Source organism: Paraburkholderia sp. (genome assembly GCF_049581445.1).
Lineage (GTDB): Bacteria > Pseudomonadota > Gammaproteobacteria > Burkholderiales > Burkholderiaceae > Paraburkholderia.
Window position 1 is genome coordinate 1 of the sequence record NZ_JBAURZ010000112.1, and the last position, 14,520, is coordinate 14,520.

9 protein-coding genes and 1 pseudogene are annotated in these 14,520 nt (G+C 61.7%); 4 read left to right on the top strand and 6 right to left on the bottom strand.

Annotated features, from left to right (window positions below; all coding sequences use genetic code 11):
- Positions 1-501 precede the first annotated feature (501 nt).
- The 4 genes from WCA85_RS09980 to WCA85_RS09995 all read right to left on the bottom strand — a co-directional run bounded on the left by WCA85_RS09980 (position 502) and on the right by WCA85_RS09995 (position 4,960).
- The gene (locus WCA85_RS09980) at positions 502-657 is read right to left on the bottom strand and encodes a DUF3309 family protein (protein WP_117332350.1); all 156 of its coding nucleotides are present in this window, start codon (positions 655-657) and stop codon (positions 502-504) included.
- 223 nt (positions 658-880) lie between these two features.
- Positions 881-2,488, bottom strand: a complete 1,608-nt coding sequence (locus WCA85_RS09985) for an SH3 domain-containing protein (protein WP_424063341.1) — start codon at positions 2,486-2,488, stop codon at positions 881-883.
- 106 nt (positions 2,489-2,594) lie between these two features.
- Positions 2,595-3,050: a hypothetical protein gene (locus WCA85_RS09990; RefSeq protein ID WP_424063342.1), complete on the bottom strand. Its 456-nt coding sequence runs from the start codon at positions 3,048-3,050 to the stop codon at positions 2,595-2,597.
- Positions 3,051-3,238: 188 nt separating this feature from the next.
- Positions 3,239-4,960 (bottom strand): methyl-accepting chemotaxis protein, encoded by a 1,722-nt coding sequence (locus WCA85_RS09995; RefSeq protein WP_424063344.1) that lies wholly within the window; start codon positions 4,958-4,960, stop codon positions 3,239-3,241.
- A 495-nt stretch (positions 4,961-5,455) separates the two neighbouring features.
- Between WCA85_RS09995 and phaP the strand changes: the two genes are divergently transcribed.
- The 3 genes from phaP (at position 5,456) to WCA85_RS10010 (ending at position 8,245) form a co-directional block, all read left to right on the top strand.
- Positions 5,456-5,878 (top strand): TIGR01841 family phasin, encoded by a 423-nt coding sequence (phaP, locus tag WCA85_RS10000; RefSeq protein WP_424063345.1) that lies wholly within the window; start codon positions 5,456-5,458, stop codon positions 5,876-5,878.
- 632 nt (positions 5,879-6,510) lie between these two features.
- A complete protein-coding gene (locus WCA85_RS10005; protein ID WP_424063347.1) occupies positions 6,511-6,969 on the top strand; it encodes a DUF2844 domain-containing protein in 459 nt (152 codons plus the stop codon).
- Positions 6,970-6,979: 10 nt separating this feature from the next.
- Entirely contained in the window at positions 6,980-8,245 is a 1,266-nt protein-coding gene (locus tag WCA85_RS10010; protein WP_424063349.1) for a DUF3443 domain-containing protein, read from the top strand.
- Here the strand turns inward: WCA85_RS10010 and WCA85_RS10015 are convergent.
- Positions 8,242-10,647 carry a tetratricopeptide repeat protein gene (locus tag WCA85_RS10015; RefSeq protein ID WP_424063351.1) on the bottom strand — a complete coding sequence of 802 codons (2,406 nt, stop codon included), beginning with the start codon at positions 10,645-10,647 and terminating at the stop codon, positions 8,242-8,244. The genes WCA85_RS10010 and WCA85_RS10015 overlap by 4 nt on opposite strands.
- 736 nt (positions 10,648-11,383) lie before the next feature.
- Positions 11,384-12,442: pseudogene (locus tag WCA85_RS10020) on the bottom strand (zinc-binding metallopeptidase family protein); the annotation flags it as partial.
- Between the two features lie 262 nt (positions 12,443-12,704).
- Between WCA85_RS10020 and WCA85_RS10025 the strand changes: the two are divergent.
- On the top strand, positions 12,705-14,520 hold a 1,816-nt coding region (locus WCA85_RS10025; protein ID WP_424063352.1), incomplete at its 3' end, for a transglutaminase family protein.

The window sequence follows — 14,520 nt, forward strand, 5'->3', positions numbered from 1 at the left end:
GCTCCACCGCCCGCGCCACCACCGCCGCCTGCCTGGGCATACACGCCGCCGGAGAGCGCCATCACCAGCGCGGAAGCCAGAAGTTTCTTCGTTGTGCTGTTCATTTTTAAATCCTCCGTCGGGTTAATTTAAGTCGCAAACGGCTGGCCGATAACCGGCCGTCTGCACACCTTGAACGGCCGCAAGCGGTGTGCCGCTCGTTGCCCGATGGAGACGCGTCGAGTCTTTGCGTCGTTCGGTCATGCTGGCGGCGCACGTCGAACGTGCGCCACGCTGTGTCACCAAGGATTGATAAGTGCGCCCGTACGCTGATGCTGTCCGGGGCGGGGCTAGTCAAGGCTTGCTGGGACCATGTAAAAAAGTGCTGGTGGGTTGTATTCGAGCCTTCACGTTTGACGATGTTCACGTCGCAACATGCGGGCATGGTCAGCGGCGGATGTGAGAGCGCACGCGGTCCGAACGGGCGCCGCGCGCTCTCAATCGTCTATGCAGGGATACCGGTCATATCTGACCCATCACGACCAGTACGACCACGACGATAACGACAATCCCGATCGTGCCGGTCGGTGCGTAGCCCCAGGAACGGCTATGTGGCCATGCAGGAAAGGCGCCGATAAGCAGCAGGATCAATACGATTAGCAGAATGGTTCCCAACATAACGCCTCCGTCATGTCTGATTAATTTTTGCAGAGGTGCCAGGTCCTCTGCGCTTGAGGCTTACTCAGCACTTCTCATGCCAGAGGGGAGGGAACTACGGAATTGAGCGTCCGGCGAGCTTGTGCTTCGTGAATGCTCGCAAGATGTGCTTGGGGAGGTTACCGGCCGCGCCAGACGTAACAAGCCGCGCGGGCCGTGCCACGTCCCGCGATGCGCGTATGTGTCAACTCGCGGGATTATCGTCGTCGGGTTGAACCGGCGTGCCTGCAGAAGGCGAACCGATAATGCTGATCTGGAAAATTGGCGTGCCCGCCAGCGATTGCAGGCTCGGGTCTTCGGGAATATGGACGAGCAGCGGCAGGATCACGGAGCCGCCAATCACCGCCCGGCGACTGTTGTCCGCAGGCCGCAGGCCCCACACGTCCTGATAGACCACTGGCACCGTCCGATGATCGCGTGTGGTGTTGCCCAGATACAGCATGACATGGCCGCCGATATACACGAGCGTACGCATCGGCGCGCCGTGTTGCACGAGGTAATCGAGGCGCTCGGCGGGCGTCGATGACGACAGATCGGTCATCTGCCCGGCGCTCATCTGCGTCGACGAATGGCGCGGCAACCAGACGCCAAAGGTGGCGAAGATGCTTTGCAGTTCGGACGAGCAGTCATTGTAAAAGCCGCTATTGCCCCAGCCGTATGGCCGTCCGATCAGCGTCTTTAGCAGCATCGCCAGATGACGCGGCGTGGCGCTCAGCGGTGCGGTCGCGATCTGCTCATCGGTGAGCGGCGCGATGCGTGCGATGGCGTTGCCATTCGCATCGCGCGCGGGAACCATCACATTGATCTGCGTTGTGGCTTCGCCCGGCGCGAAGGGCGCGACGGGAAGCAGTGTGCCGGCGGGCGCGTCGAAACGAAACACGCCCTGGCTATCACGCACCGGCGCCGATGCGACGGTCACGGCGCCCAGGCCGCTGCGCGCTGCGCTACGCCAGATGTCGACGAACGATGGGCTGACCATGCCAACCTTGTCGCTGCGTACCCAGCCTTGCACGTCGGGTGTCTGCACGTAGTACCAGCCGCCGTCCAGGCTGCTGCCGAGCACATAGAGCGGCGTGCCTGGCCGCGCTGCCGAGATCTGCAGGTTGTCGAACGGATAGCCTTCTCCCGCGAGCCGGTGATCGTAGAACGACGGGTCCATGGTCGGCAGTTCGCGTATGAGCACGTTGTCCGTGGCGATCGCGCGGCGTGCGGCGTCATAGCTGGGCGCGTGTTCGAACTGCTCGACGCCCATGTTCTGTGCAATGGCGTCGATCCACGCTGGCGTATGTGCACGGAAGTTCTGGCCGTAGCCGATTTGATTCTCGGGCTTGTCGCGGTTATCGAACGTAGCGATGCGGCGGCGCTGCAAGGCAGCGATGTCGGCGCCGTTGTGGCTATAGACCCGTGTGTCGATGTAGGTGCTGTTCCAGGGGGATGGCGCATCCGCAGCAGTGCCGAAATAGCGCGTACGCAGCGCATCGAAGTGGCTGCGCTGCTCGTCGGCGCTTAGAAACGGCTGATCGTACGTGGGGCTTGCCGGGTCGAGCCAGTGATCGACGTTCTGGTCGTAAGCGGCCATGGGGAAGAGGCTGACCGGGTCGATGCGGGTTTGCGTCGCAGGTGAGGTCGGCGCCGTGCTGCATGCCGCGAGCGCTACGCACAGCGTGGCGGCCGCAAGACGCAACGACGCGTTGACGTAGTAAGGCTTTGAAAACCGTAAAGGCGGACGATTCGAGGGCGAGTGACCGGGCCGCGAGGCGGCTTCGTTCTGGGGTGATGCAGCGACGGGCATAGTACGCGACGGTGGATGGCAAGATGCAGATGATACGACGCTCCGCGATGCGCGAACGCACTACGGAGCGCTGTATCGGCGCCGCAAGCCCTGGATGACGGCTGCGTTACTGCTGCGGCGGGGCGGACGGCGTCTCAGGTCCTGGGCCATCCCCACCAGGCCGGCCGCCGTGAGGCGCGCGGTTAGCCGCGGCGATATCTTCCGCAAGACTGGTGCGCAGCGTCGCAATGGCCTGATCCGGATTAGCCGGCTTCAGTTGCTCGCGCGCAAGCGACTCGTACGCGAAGTGGCGCAGCATCGGATCCTGCGTTTTGTTCAGCACGTCATGGTAGACCGCGACCATTTCAGTTTCGCGTCCGGCCATGGCGTACAGGCGGCGCAGTTGTTCCAGATCGTTAATCGCAGCGAACCCCGGACCACGCGGCGGCTGGAAGCCATCACCGTGCGGCGGTTGGCCGTGGCCTTGCATGGGCGGAGGAGGGGGCGCGTCCTGCGCACTGGCGGACGACACGGCAAGCGTCATGAGCGCGGCAAGTGCCGCAGCGAAAAGAGCCTTTTGCATGATCTCGATTCCATCGGTTCAGCGTCGGCGCGACAGTGCGCCGACCCCTTCATACGATAGTCGAGATGAACTTCTGTAGGGTTACTGCAGCCCGGCTGTAACTTACACAAACTTGCACGGGCTCGCCTTGCTCGACGCTCGGCGGCCCGCATTGAAACATCCGTAAAAAACTAGCGTTAAAAACCGGGTTAGAAAGTTTCCCAGTTATCTGCGCTGCTTTGAGCCATTGCCGACGGAGCCGCCTGTGCCGCAGGGGCTTGCTTCAGGACAGGACGCAGCAGCGCTGTGCGCGGTTTGCTTGCCGCCTTGGGCTTCTGGATAGATCGTGTCGTGACGGCACGTGCCGCGGTCGGCGCGGAATGCCCCTCCCTGAGTTTGAACACGGAAACCGCGCGTTTTTGCTGCGCGGCGAGTTGTTCAAGCGACTGCGCAGCAGCCGACGCTTCTTCGACCAGCGCAGCGTTTTGCTGCGTGACTTCGTCCATCTGACCGACGGCCTGATTCACCTGCTCGATGCCGCGGCTTTGCTCGTCAGAGGCAGCGGAAATCTCGGCGTTGATATCCGCGACACGTTTGATGGCCTGTTGCACGTCGGCCATGGTGCGGCCTACTTCCTGCGCTTGCGTCGAACCATTGTGAATCGTGGTCACGGAACTCTGGATCAGGTCCTTGATCTCTTTCGCGGCGCTCGACGAGCGTTGCGCGAGACTGCGCACTTCGCCGGCTACCACGGCGAAGCCGCGTCCCTGTTCGCCCGCGCGCGCTGCTTCGACGGCGGCGTTCAAGGCGAGGATGTTGGTCTGGAAGGCAATGCCTTCGATCAGCGTGGTGATGTCGGCAATCTTTGCCGAACTGGCGGTGATCTCGCCCATCGTGACGAGCATCGTTTCCACCACTGCGTTGCCCTTGTCCGCCACCTCCGAAGCGTTTCCGGCGAGCGTGGTGGCCTGGCGCGCGTTTTCCGAGTTCTGTTTGACGGTGGCGGTCAGTTCTTCCATGCTGGCCGCGGTTTCCTCCAGCGACGCCGCCTGCTCTTCAGTCCGCGAGGACAGATCCATATTGCCCGAGGCGATTTCGCTCGACGCAATCATGATGGACTCGCTTGAGCTCTTGATGCCGCGTGCGATCTCCGCGAGTTGCGTGTCCATTTGCTTGAGCGCGCCGAGTAGATGACCGAATTCGTCTTTCGATTGAATCGAGAGTTCGTTTTCGAGCTGTCCCTCGGCGATACGCCGCGCGACCTGCACGGCTGATTCGAGCGGGCCCATGATCGCCTTCAGCAGAAACGCCGATGCGGCGGCAGCAATGACAAGACCAAGAGCGATCGCGCCAATCGCGACCCACAAGAGCATGTGATACGTATCGACACCGTTCTCGGCGAGTTGCTTGGTCTGGGTGCCGTTGATGTCGATGTCCTGATTGACGGCATCGGAGTACGCGTTACCGACATCGCGCACCTTGTCGATTGTCGCACCGGCAGAATCGAGCGTGCCTGCATCGACCGCTGCGAGCACGGTATCCGTGAGTGATTTGAAATCGGCGCCTTGCGTGGCGATCTGGTCGGCGATTTTGCGCTCGTCAGGATCCGAAACCTTGGCGGGGTAGTAGTCGGTCCACGCCGTGTTGAGTTTTTTCTGCAGGTCACGGATCTGACCAGCAGCTTGCTTCTGGTCGCTCGGATCGTGGATCGTCGACAGACGGTTCAGCCAAAGGCGAATCCTCAGCGCGTCGGCTTGAGTGGCAGCGAGATCTTCGATCGGCACCGTGCTGTCCGTGTACATCGAGGTCATGTCGGTGCTCAACGTGGCGAGACCCCGCACCCCCATCAATCCAATGGCAATCATCAAGACGATGCACGCGCCGAGCGCGAGAATGATCTTGAACTTGATGGAGTTCGTCAGCTTGTTCATTCGAAATACCTGTACTGGGTGGGGAAGAGCGTGCTCTGCGGGGGATGTGTTACGAAATCTTGTCTAACAAAAGGGCGTCTACGATGCAGAGGCATGACTCTGTAAACGACCTGCGGGGAGGGTTCTTGAGGGACGCGCTGCACATTTGCCTTACCGGATAAAGAGCCGCGGAGCCGCGATTTCATTAGGTTTACAGCGATGTGCGAAAAACGCGGATTGAAAGCTAAAACGTTTCGCCAAGCCGTGTTTGCCTGGCATGGAATGGGCATGCGCGTATAGGAACTTCGCCCGACGCGAAGGCCGACTTCTCATTGCCATAAAACATGCGTTCCGGCCCTTTGCTGGCGCAACAGGGAAGGAAGGCGCATGATTGCACCGTGTGCTGTCGTCACGTAACGCGGCACAATCGAAGCTGACCCAGGCGCACTCATCGGCCCGCACGGGCCTTCAGTGGCGAGCGGTTGGCCTGTCACTACCTGCCCAGGAGGACTTAGCATGGAACGACCTGACGCCGCCAATCCATTTGGCGATTTCACCAAAATGCTCGAGCAGTTCAAGCTCCCCGGCTTTGACGTGCCCGCCATCATGGAAGCGCGACGCAAGGATGTCGAAGCACTGGTCACGGCGAATCAGGCCGCCTTGCAGGGCATGCAGTCGCTCGCGCAGAAGCAGGCCGAGATGCTGCGCTCGACATTGAGCGAACTGCAGTCGATGGCCACTCAGTTCAGTACCTCCGGGGGTGCACCTTCCGCGCAAACGGCGGAGCTCGTCCAGCAAACCTTGCACAAGGCATTGGCCGACATGCAGCAACTCGCGCAGGCGGCCTATCAGTCGCAGGCCGAGTCGTACGCAGTCATCGCCAAACGTGTCGAAGAGAACGTGCAGGAACTCAAGACGCTTTTGCAACCGAAGACGTAACAGAAACAGGGCATCGAGTCACTTGCGTGTGCCCGATGCGGTTGCGCTAGCAACAATGAACAATGCCGGTGCTGACATGACGTCAGGACCGGCATTGTGCTTTTGGGCGGTCGTGCCTCGATGAAAACCGCAGAACTTTCTCTCTGCTATCGCGTAACAGTTCGCAGGACGTGAAGTAATCACCCTGGTTTTCTAAAACAAATCAGTTAAATTCGGATAACGAAGTAAATGCCGCGAGGCCCCGATTGTCATTCATTAAGTTAACGCTTAATAATTGCGCTACTCACCGAAATAATGGGTAGTGTTTTTTTCCGCGTCTTTGACGTCAAACGGGTGTTCGCTTTGAACGCCATGCAGGACGCCGATCGCTCTACATACGCCACCGGCTATTGCTTTGAACCTCTCGGTCAAACACCAGATCATTCCCCGCCTGTTTAGATTCGCCGCCAAACGATTGCGAGCGCGTCTTTTTCTTCACTAAAGTTTCGCGCCGCCATTCCGTAGACGCATTCACGCATCCTCTCCTGCGTCACGATGCCTCTGGTGTACATAGGGTCGAGGTTTGCGCCGCTCATTCTTCGTTTGTGATCGCCACGGCGACTCACGAGCGTGTTCACCTCGAAGGAATTCACGTGGAAACGAGGCTTCATACCGGCATTGCGTGCGCCTTGGTCGGGGCGACCTTTGCACTTTGCCTGCCTGCACGGGCCACGCTTGGCGGCAACGTCAGTAGCGTCGGCAACGATCAGGTACGCATGCATGCCACGGCTCATACCGTCGCTTCGCAAACCGCGTACACAGTGCATCAGATTACGCTGCCATCGGGCACTGTGGTGCGCGAGTACGTCGGGACCAACGGCATCGTGTTTGGCGTCGCATGGGACGGTCCTACTCTGCCCGACCTGAAGACGACGCTCGGTGCGGCCTTCGATCAATACGTCGCGGCTACCGCGACGCGCCGTTCGACACCGCTTGCCGTATCGAACGATGATCTGGTGGTGTTCTCGGGCGGTCATTTGCGCGCCTTTGTGGGCCACGCCTATCTGCCGCAAGCGGTACCGGCTGGCGTCGATGTCAGCGTCATTCAATAAAGGAGCGATCATGCGTCATTCAGATTCGTTCCGGAAACTGCTCGCTGCTGCGGGGCTCTCTGTGCTGCTCGCGGCCTGCGGAGGCGGGGGTGGTGGTAGCAGCCCGAGTACCAGTGCAGCGAATGCGTCCGCGCCGACGCAGTCGGTTTCGGCCACCCCGCCAGTCACCCAGACGCTTACAGCCAACGAGGTGGCGGTGAGCGTCGATTCAGGCGTGACCGGTGTGCCGAACATGCCTTTCGTCAGCGTGACGGTGTGCGCGCCGGGGACGACGCAATGCCAGACAATTGATCACGTGCTGGTCGATACCGGTTCATGGGGACTGCGCGTGTTTGCTTCGCAGTTGCCGGCATCTATGGCGCTGCCACAACAACAGGATGCGCAGGGCAATCACCTCGCTGAATGCATGCAGTTCTTCGATGGCTATACGTGGGGTTCCGTCCGGCTCGCCGACGTGCATATTGGCGGCGAAACGGCATCGTCGCTGCCGATTCAGGTGATCGATCCTGGCTACAGTGCGACGCCGTCGGACTGCATGAGTGTCGGCGCGTCGCGCAACACGCCGACGGCGCTGGCGGCTAACGGTGTGCTTGGCATCGGTGTGTTCATGCACGATTGCGGTTCGAACTGCGTGCAAAAAGCCGTGCCCGCCACCTACTATGGATGCGCGGGAACGACCTGCACGTCACTCGCGGTTGCCGAAAATCTGCAGGTGGCCAATCCCATTCCGTACTTCGCGACGGACAACAACGGCTCGGTGCTGGAGTTGCCCGCTGTGGGATCGAACGGTGCGGCCTCGCTCAGTGGCCAACTGGTGTTCGGGATCGGCACCCAGTCGAATAACGGACTGGGCAGCGCACAGGTGATTGGGGTGAGTCCATCAAACGGCACCTTTACTACCGTGCAAAACGGCGTCACCTACACGAAGAGCATCATGGACAGCGGTTCGACGGGTCTGTTCTTTCAGAGCACTGCGCTGCCGGATTGCGCAAGCCCGGATAACGCGTATTACTGTCCGACCTCGATCGAGCAGCTGAGTGCGACGATTGAAGGCGTGAACGGTGTCACCAGTGCAGTGTCGTTTAATGTCGGCAACGCAATCAGCCTTACGCAGACTTACGGCAGCGATGTTGTGATGCCGTTGCTGGCGGGGCCCGCATTCGTCACCTCGACGATCTTCGACTGGGGTCTGCCGTTCTTTTACGGACGCAACGTGTACGCGGCAGTCGAACAGCAGTCAACGCCCGGCGGCACAGGTCCGTATATCGCGTATTAAAGTTCGGGTGCCGGTGCATCGCGCCGGCACCATGTTTGCCAAATTTGCCGGTAAGCCGCCTCGATATGCGCTGTGAAACGCGCCCCGTCCATCAGCGGCGATTGCGTCATGCGCGGGCGCAGGCTTTCGCGCAACGCGGCCAGACGGGGCCAATCGTGCGCCAGTTCCACGGCGATACGCACGAATGCCTCATCTGAATCTCCCGCCAGTTCGGTCAGTCCGAGGTTGAAAAGCTGGCTCAAACCGCCGCGACCCACCGCCGTTTCGCCGATCCGCGTGACCATCGGCACACCCATCCACAGCGAGTCGAGACTCGTGGTGTGTCCGTTGTACGGAAACGTGTCGAGTCCAAGATCGATCTGATGGTAGGTGCGCAGATAATCGGCGCGCGGCTGAAACGGCGTGAAGCTGACGCGCTCCAGGTCGATGCCTTGTCGGGCGATACGCTGCGCCAGACTGCGATCGGCGTTGCCGGCAGGCGCCATCAGCAGCAAGCAGGCATCAGGAACCTCTCGCAACACAGCGCCCCACATCGCGAGCGTGCGATCGGTCAGCTTGCAAGGATTATTCAGGCAGCCAAACGTGAGATATCCCGCGCTCAACGCGGGTAACGCGTTGACGACGGGTTCATCCGTCAATGGGTCATAACACCAGAACGAATCGGGCACATGCAGCGAGCGCTCGGTGTAGTGCGTGGATTGCCTTGACGCCTCTGGCTCAGCGGATGCATCGATTGGATCGAGCCGTGGATCGGTCAAACGGTAGTCGATCGCTTCGATGCCGGTGGTGCCCGGGTAGGCCAGCCACGCTACTTGCACCGGTGCGGGTTTACGAGCGAATAGCAGCGGCCTGCCGTCGGCCATATGCATGGCAAGGTCAACGAGGACGTCGATACCGTCCGCGCGAATCTGCTGGGCGAGGCGTTCGTCATCGAGTTCGCGCACATCGCGCCATACGTCGGCGTAAGTTGCGAGACGTTGCGTCAACGCGTCGGGCCGCTCGACGCTGGCATAGCAGAAGATCTCGAAGCGCTCGTGATCGTGGTGCGAAAACAGTGGCACCGTGAAAAGTGACTGACAGTGCTCGCGAAAATCCGCCCCAACGTAACCGATCCTCAAGCGCCGGTTTGGCGTGCGATCGTTCGTATGCGGCAGGCGCGTGGCGCGCAGGGGTGTCTCGTGTTGAGCCGAGAAGCGGCGACATTCATCGAAGACCGTCTCGCCCTGTTCAGCCTGGAACGTCAGCGCGTACGCCAGATTGCTGTGGGCGACCACATTGTCCGGATCGCTTTCTATGGCGCGGCGATAGTGGACGATTCCCGCGTCGAGCGCACCACAATCTTTCAGCACGTTTCCCAGGTTGTTGTGCGAGGCCGAGTGATTGGGATCGGCAGCGAGCGCGGCGCTGAAATAAGCCTCGGCTTCGGCGGGGCGGCGCAACACGCGCATCAGATTGCCTGCGTTGTTGTACGCCGCGATAAAGCCAGAGCGCGTATTGATTGCAGATTCGAAAGCTTGCGCCGCCGCTTTGTATTCGCCTAGTTCCTTGCTGACGTTGCCCAGATTGTTGTGGGCATCGGCGTGCTGCGGATTCAACGCGATTGCATCGCGATACTGCGCCTGGGCTTCGCGCCTACGCCCCAGCGCGTACAGTGCGTTGCCAAGGTTGTACGCGGCTTCGGGAAACTGCGGGGCGAGTTCCAGGGTGCGGGTGAAGCATGCCGCCGCTTCGTCGAAGTGGCGCTGTTCATACTGCGCGACACCGAGGTTCAGCAGGCAGGACGGTTCGTCCGGCGCTGCCGTCACAGCCTGAGCAAGCAGTTCGAGTGCAGCGTCGATCTCGCCGCACGCTTGCAGGAGCGTGCCGAGATTGGTGAGGGCGCCCGCTTGTTGTGGTTGGACCGCCAGCACGCGTCGGTAAGCGGCTTGCGCGAGCGCGGCTTCACCTAGTTGCCGGTAACAGTTTCCAAGGTTGTTTAGCGCGTCGATCAGCGCCGGGTCAAGTGTCACCGCCGACTCGTAGGCGCTCGCCGCCGCACGCATATCGCCATTGGACTGCAATGCGCTGGCCAGCGCGAACCACAGGTCAGCGGAGGTAGCGTCGAAGGACAGCAGCGCGCGGTACGTATCGATTGCGTCGTCGAAGCGGTGCAATGCCGCCAGTACCTGGCCGCGCGCAAAGTGGTAGCGGTTTATTTCCGGCGCGAGGGCTAGCGCACGGTCGAGCCATGCGAGCGCATCGTCGTAGGCGGCGCATTGGAGACCGAGGACGCCGAGGCGAAACATCACATCAGCGTTGGCCGGGTCGTCGGTGAGGACGGTTTCGTAGAGCGCGCGGGCGCCCGCGAGGTCGCCCGCGAGGTGCCGCTCTTTTGCCAACGTCAGACTTGAGTCGGTCCGCATCGCTCTTCTGCCTTGTTCCGAAGGGTCGCAATTTCGGCGGATGGTGCGAGGCGCCGCGCTTGGCTTCGACTGCGGCACTCGTTCGGTACAGGCGGTAGGACGCGCTGGTTACGGCGGGGCAGATCGGGGCAAGCCGGCGCGCGGCACGGGCTGGCGCGATGTGCGCTGGCCCGTGCTTGCAGCAGTCCGCTCGAATGAGCGGGATAACGGCAGATACCTCACCGGGCTTTACAGTCAATCACCAAAAATCACTGGATTTGACCTGGGCTTACGGCGGTGTAATGGAGTCAGTTGAGCCGCCTGGCTGTGTGACGGGTTGGGGAGCAGGCTGGGTGGTCGGTTGTGAGGTCACGGGCGACGCAGGCTGCGGAGGAGTTACCGTGTGTGTCTGGGCGCCGGAAGGGGCCAGTGTTGGCGCGTTTGCCGCAGCGTCCTGGGGCGAGCCGGCAGGGGGCGTTTCCGCAGGCGGGATTTCGCCGGGCGAGGCTCCACCAGGCGGAGTTTTACCGGACGGCGCTCCGCTGGGCGAGGCTCCACTGGGCGGAACTTCACCGGGAGGCGCTCCGTTGGGTGAGACTCCTCCCGGCACAACTCCACCGGGCACGGGTCCACTTGACGGCTCGAAACCAGAGAGCGCCTCACCGGTCGACACCGTGCCAGCCGCTTCCCCATCAGGCGCCAGGCCTTCCGCTGCTGCATCAGCAACCACCGCCGGCGCTGCCTTCGGTTCATACGCCTTGCCTCCCGACGCCTCGATAATCCGGTGAACCAGCCGCAGTTTCTCAACCACCGGCGCGGCCAATGTAAACGGATAACCATCGGCCATCCCAAGGCTGCGATTCAGACTGTTGAGCACGTAGGTCAGCGGAAACCAGCGCTTCATCAGATTCTCGAAGCTGGCGTCTTCCACTGGCGTCTGGTCGTTCAGCGTCGGCTCGCTGGGGTCGCTGGGCAGCAGGGCCACGCCGTAAGACGTCGAGGTATCGAGCACATCGACGATCAGCAGATAGTGCGCCCAGGTTTCCGCCCAGTCTTCCCACGGGTGCATGGTCGCGTACGCGCTGATGTAAGACTGCTGCCAGTCAGCGGGCGCGCCATCGCGATAGTAGGCATCGAGGGCCGCGGCGTAGTCCGCGCTTTCATCGCCGAACAGCGCTCGAAACGGCTCTAGCCAAGGCGTGCCGACCACCAACCGGTCGAAGTAGTAATGCCCGGTCTCATGGCGAAAGTGCCCCAACAGCGTCCGATACGGCTCGCCCATCGCGGTACGGGTGCTTTCGCGGTATGCGTCGTCGGCTTCCGCGATATTCAGCGTGATCAAGCCATTATCATGGCCGGTCATCACCACTCGGCCGTCGCCGCCATCTTCGAGAAACTCGAACTCGAGTCCGTCCTGCGGATTCTGCTTGCGCGATTGCACCTGCACACCCAGCTCGGCCAGCGTATACAGCAGACGCCGTTTGGCGATCTCGAGCCGGTACCAGTAGAGTCGGTTATCGGGCGCAGTGAGGTTGGGAATGACGCGCGTCAATTGGCAGGAACGGCATAGCGTATCGGGGTCGTCTGCGGGAATCATCCAGTTGCAGACGTTTTCGACCGCGTAGTTGTGGCACTGGCGGTAGAGCGCGCCGTCCGCGTCCGGATGAAGGCTGCGCCAGCGGCCCTCGCCGGCGTCTTCGAAGGCGTTGATCTCGTCGAGTTCGGGTACATAGCCGAGCATCGCCTGACAGCGTTCGCACTGGACGTTTTCGAAAAACACGAGATGCGCGCAGCGGTTGCAGTGGAACGTTTTCATGTTGATCCTGCAAGAAAAAGCGGGTGGAAAGCGAGAGGTAAACGGCTGCTACTTCGCCCATTGTCGTTCGCAAGCTTCATGCCGCGATTGCCAGACGTCACTGCTTTAACGCACATTACGTGCATGATGGGGCACGTGTCGTGCGCTGCTTTGGTGCGGGCGACGGAAAAGCGTGTCGCGAGGTGCGATTCGGCAAGTTTTTCTTCTAACGGCATGAAGCTTGCTTTTTGGCGGGCTGCCACCCTTCGCCCAGGAGTCCGGTGTGTCAATACGTGTCGCGTTGAACCATGTCACCCATTATCGTTACGACCGCCTCGTTGGGCTCTCGCCCCAGGTCGTGCGTCTTCGTCCCGCGCCACATTGCCGTACCCCCATCCTGTCCTATTCGATGCGGGTCGAACCGGCTGAACACTTCGTCAACTGGCAACAGGACGCTTTCGCGAACTATCAGGCGCGGCTGGTGTTTCCCGAGAAAACCCGCGAATTCAAGGTGACCGTCGATCTGGTGGCCGAAATGGCCGTCTACAACCCGTTCGACTTTTTCCTTGAACCGTCCGCCGATAAATTCCCGTTTGAATACGCGCCGGGGCTTGCGATCGAACTTGCGCCGTATATGGTCAAGCGCGATATGACGCCGCGCTTTGCCGAGTTTGTTGCGAGCATCGACCGCACGCCCAAGATCACGGCAGACTTTCTGGTCGAGTTGAACCAGCGCCTGCAGAAGGACATTCGCTATCTGATCCGCATGGAGCCGGGCGTGCAGACGCCGGAGGAGACGCTGACCAACGCGTCGGGTTCGTGCCGCGATTCCGGCTGGCTGCTGGTCGAGACGCTGCGTCAACTGGGACTGGCAGCGCGCTTCGTCTCGGGCTATCTGCTGCAGCTGGCGCCGGACACACGCTCGCTCGATGGCCCGAGTGGCACCGAAGTGGACTTCACCGACCTGCACGCGTGGTGCGAGGTGTATCTGCCGGGCGCCGGCTGGATCGGCCTCGATCCGACCTCGGGCTTGCTGGCCGGCGAGGGCCACATTCCGGTGGCCTGTACGCCGGAGCCGGGAAGTGCGGCGCCGATCTCGGGAGAGGTCGACGAGTCCGAGGTCGAGTTCGAACACATCATGACGATCGAGCGCGTGCTGGAAACGCCGCGCGTCACCAAGCCGTACACCGAGGAAGTCTGGGGCGACGTGCTGAAGATGGGTGCGCAAGTCGATCAGCAATTGACCAGCATGGACGTGCGTCTGACGATGGGCGGCGAGCCGACCTTCGTCGCGGTGCGCGACCGCGATGCCGCCGAGTGGAACACCGACGCGCTCGGGCCGACCAAGCGCAGCTACGCCGTCGCGCTGATGGACAAGCTGCGCTCGCGCTACGGCGCGAACGGCTTTCTGCATATCGGCCAGGGCAAGTGGTATCCGGGCGAGCAGTTGCCGCGCTGGGCGCTGTCCTTGTACTGGCGCGCTGATGGCGAGCCGTGCTGGCAAGACCCGGCGCGCTTCGCCGACGAACGCGATCCGGGCACCTATAGCGCGGAGGACGCCCGACGTTTCCTGACGCATCTGACGGGCAAGCTGTCGCTCGATGCGAAATTCATCCAGGCCGGTTACGAGGACACGTGGTACTACCTGTGGCGCGAGCGGCGCCTGCCGGTCAACGTCGATCCTTTAGAGTCGCGGCTGGACGATGAAATGGAGCGGGTGCGCTTGCGGCGCGTGTTCGACGGCGGGTTGGCAGCGGTGACGGGCTACGTGCTGCCGTTGTCACGCGAACGCGATTTGCCGCTGGAAGGGCCGCTCTGGGTGACCGGGCCGTGGTATTTCCGCGGCGACCGCATGTATCTGATCCCCGGTGATTCGCCGATGGGCTATCGCTTGCCGCTCGACGCGTTGCCGTGGGTGTCGGAGACGGACTATCCGTATCAGCACGCCCACGATCCGTTCGCGCCGCCCGTGCCGCTGCGCAGCGCGGCGCAGATGCGCATGCAGTACGAAGGCAGCAGCGCAGCGGGTATGCGGGGTGGCGACGCGGCTGATGGCCTTGGTGCGGCCGCTGGTGCGGCCACGGGGGCCGGCGCAAGCG

Bases quoted from the DNA above. Each gene is read 5' to 3' on its own strand.
- WCA85_RS09980 (WP_117332350.1), bottom strand. From the start codon at position 657: ATGTTGGGAACCATTCTGCTAATCGTATTGATCCTGCTGCTTATCGGC.
- WCA85_RS09990 (WP_424063342.1), bottom strand. From the start codon at position 3,050: ATGCAAAAGGCTCTTTTCGCTGCGGCACTTGCCGCGCTCATGACGCTT.
- WCA85_RS09985 (WP_424063341.1), bottom strand. From the start codon at position 2,488: ATGCCCGTCGCTGCATCACCCCAGAACGAAGCCGCCTCGCGGCCCGGT.
- WCA85_RS10015 (WP_424063351.1), bottom strand. From the start codon at position 10,647: ATGCGGACCGACTCAAGTCTGACGTTGGCAAAAGAGCGGCACCTCGCG.
- WCA85_RS10010 (WP_424063349.1), top strand. From the start codon at position 6,980: ATGCGTCATTCAGATTCGTTCCGGAAACTGCTCGCTGCTGCGGGGCTC.
- phaP (WP_424063345.1), top strand. From the start codon at position 5,456: ATGGAACGACCTGACGCCGCCAATCCATTTGGCGATTTCACCAAAATG.
- WCA85_RS09995 (WP_424063344.1), bottom strand. From the start codon at position 4,960: ATGAACAAGCTGACGAACTCCATCAAGTTCAAGATCATTCTCGCGCTC.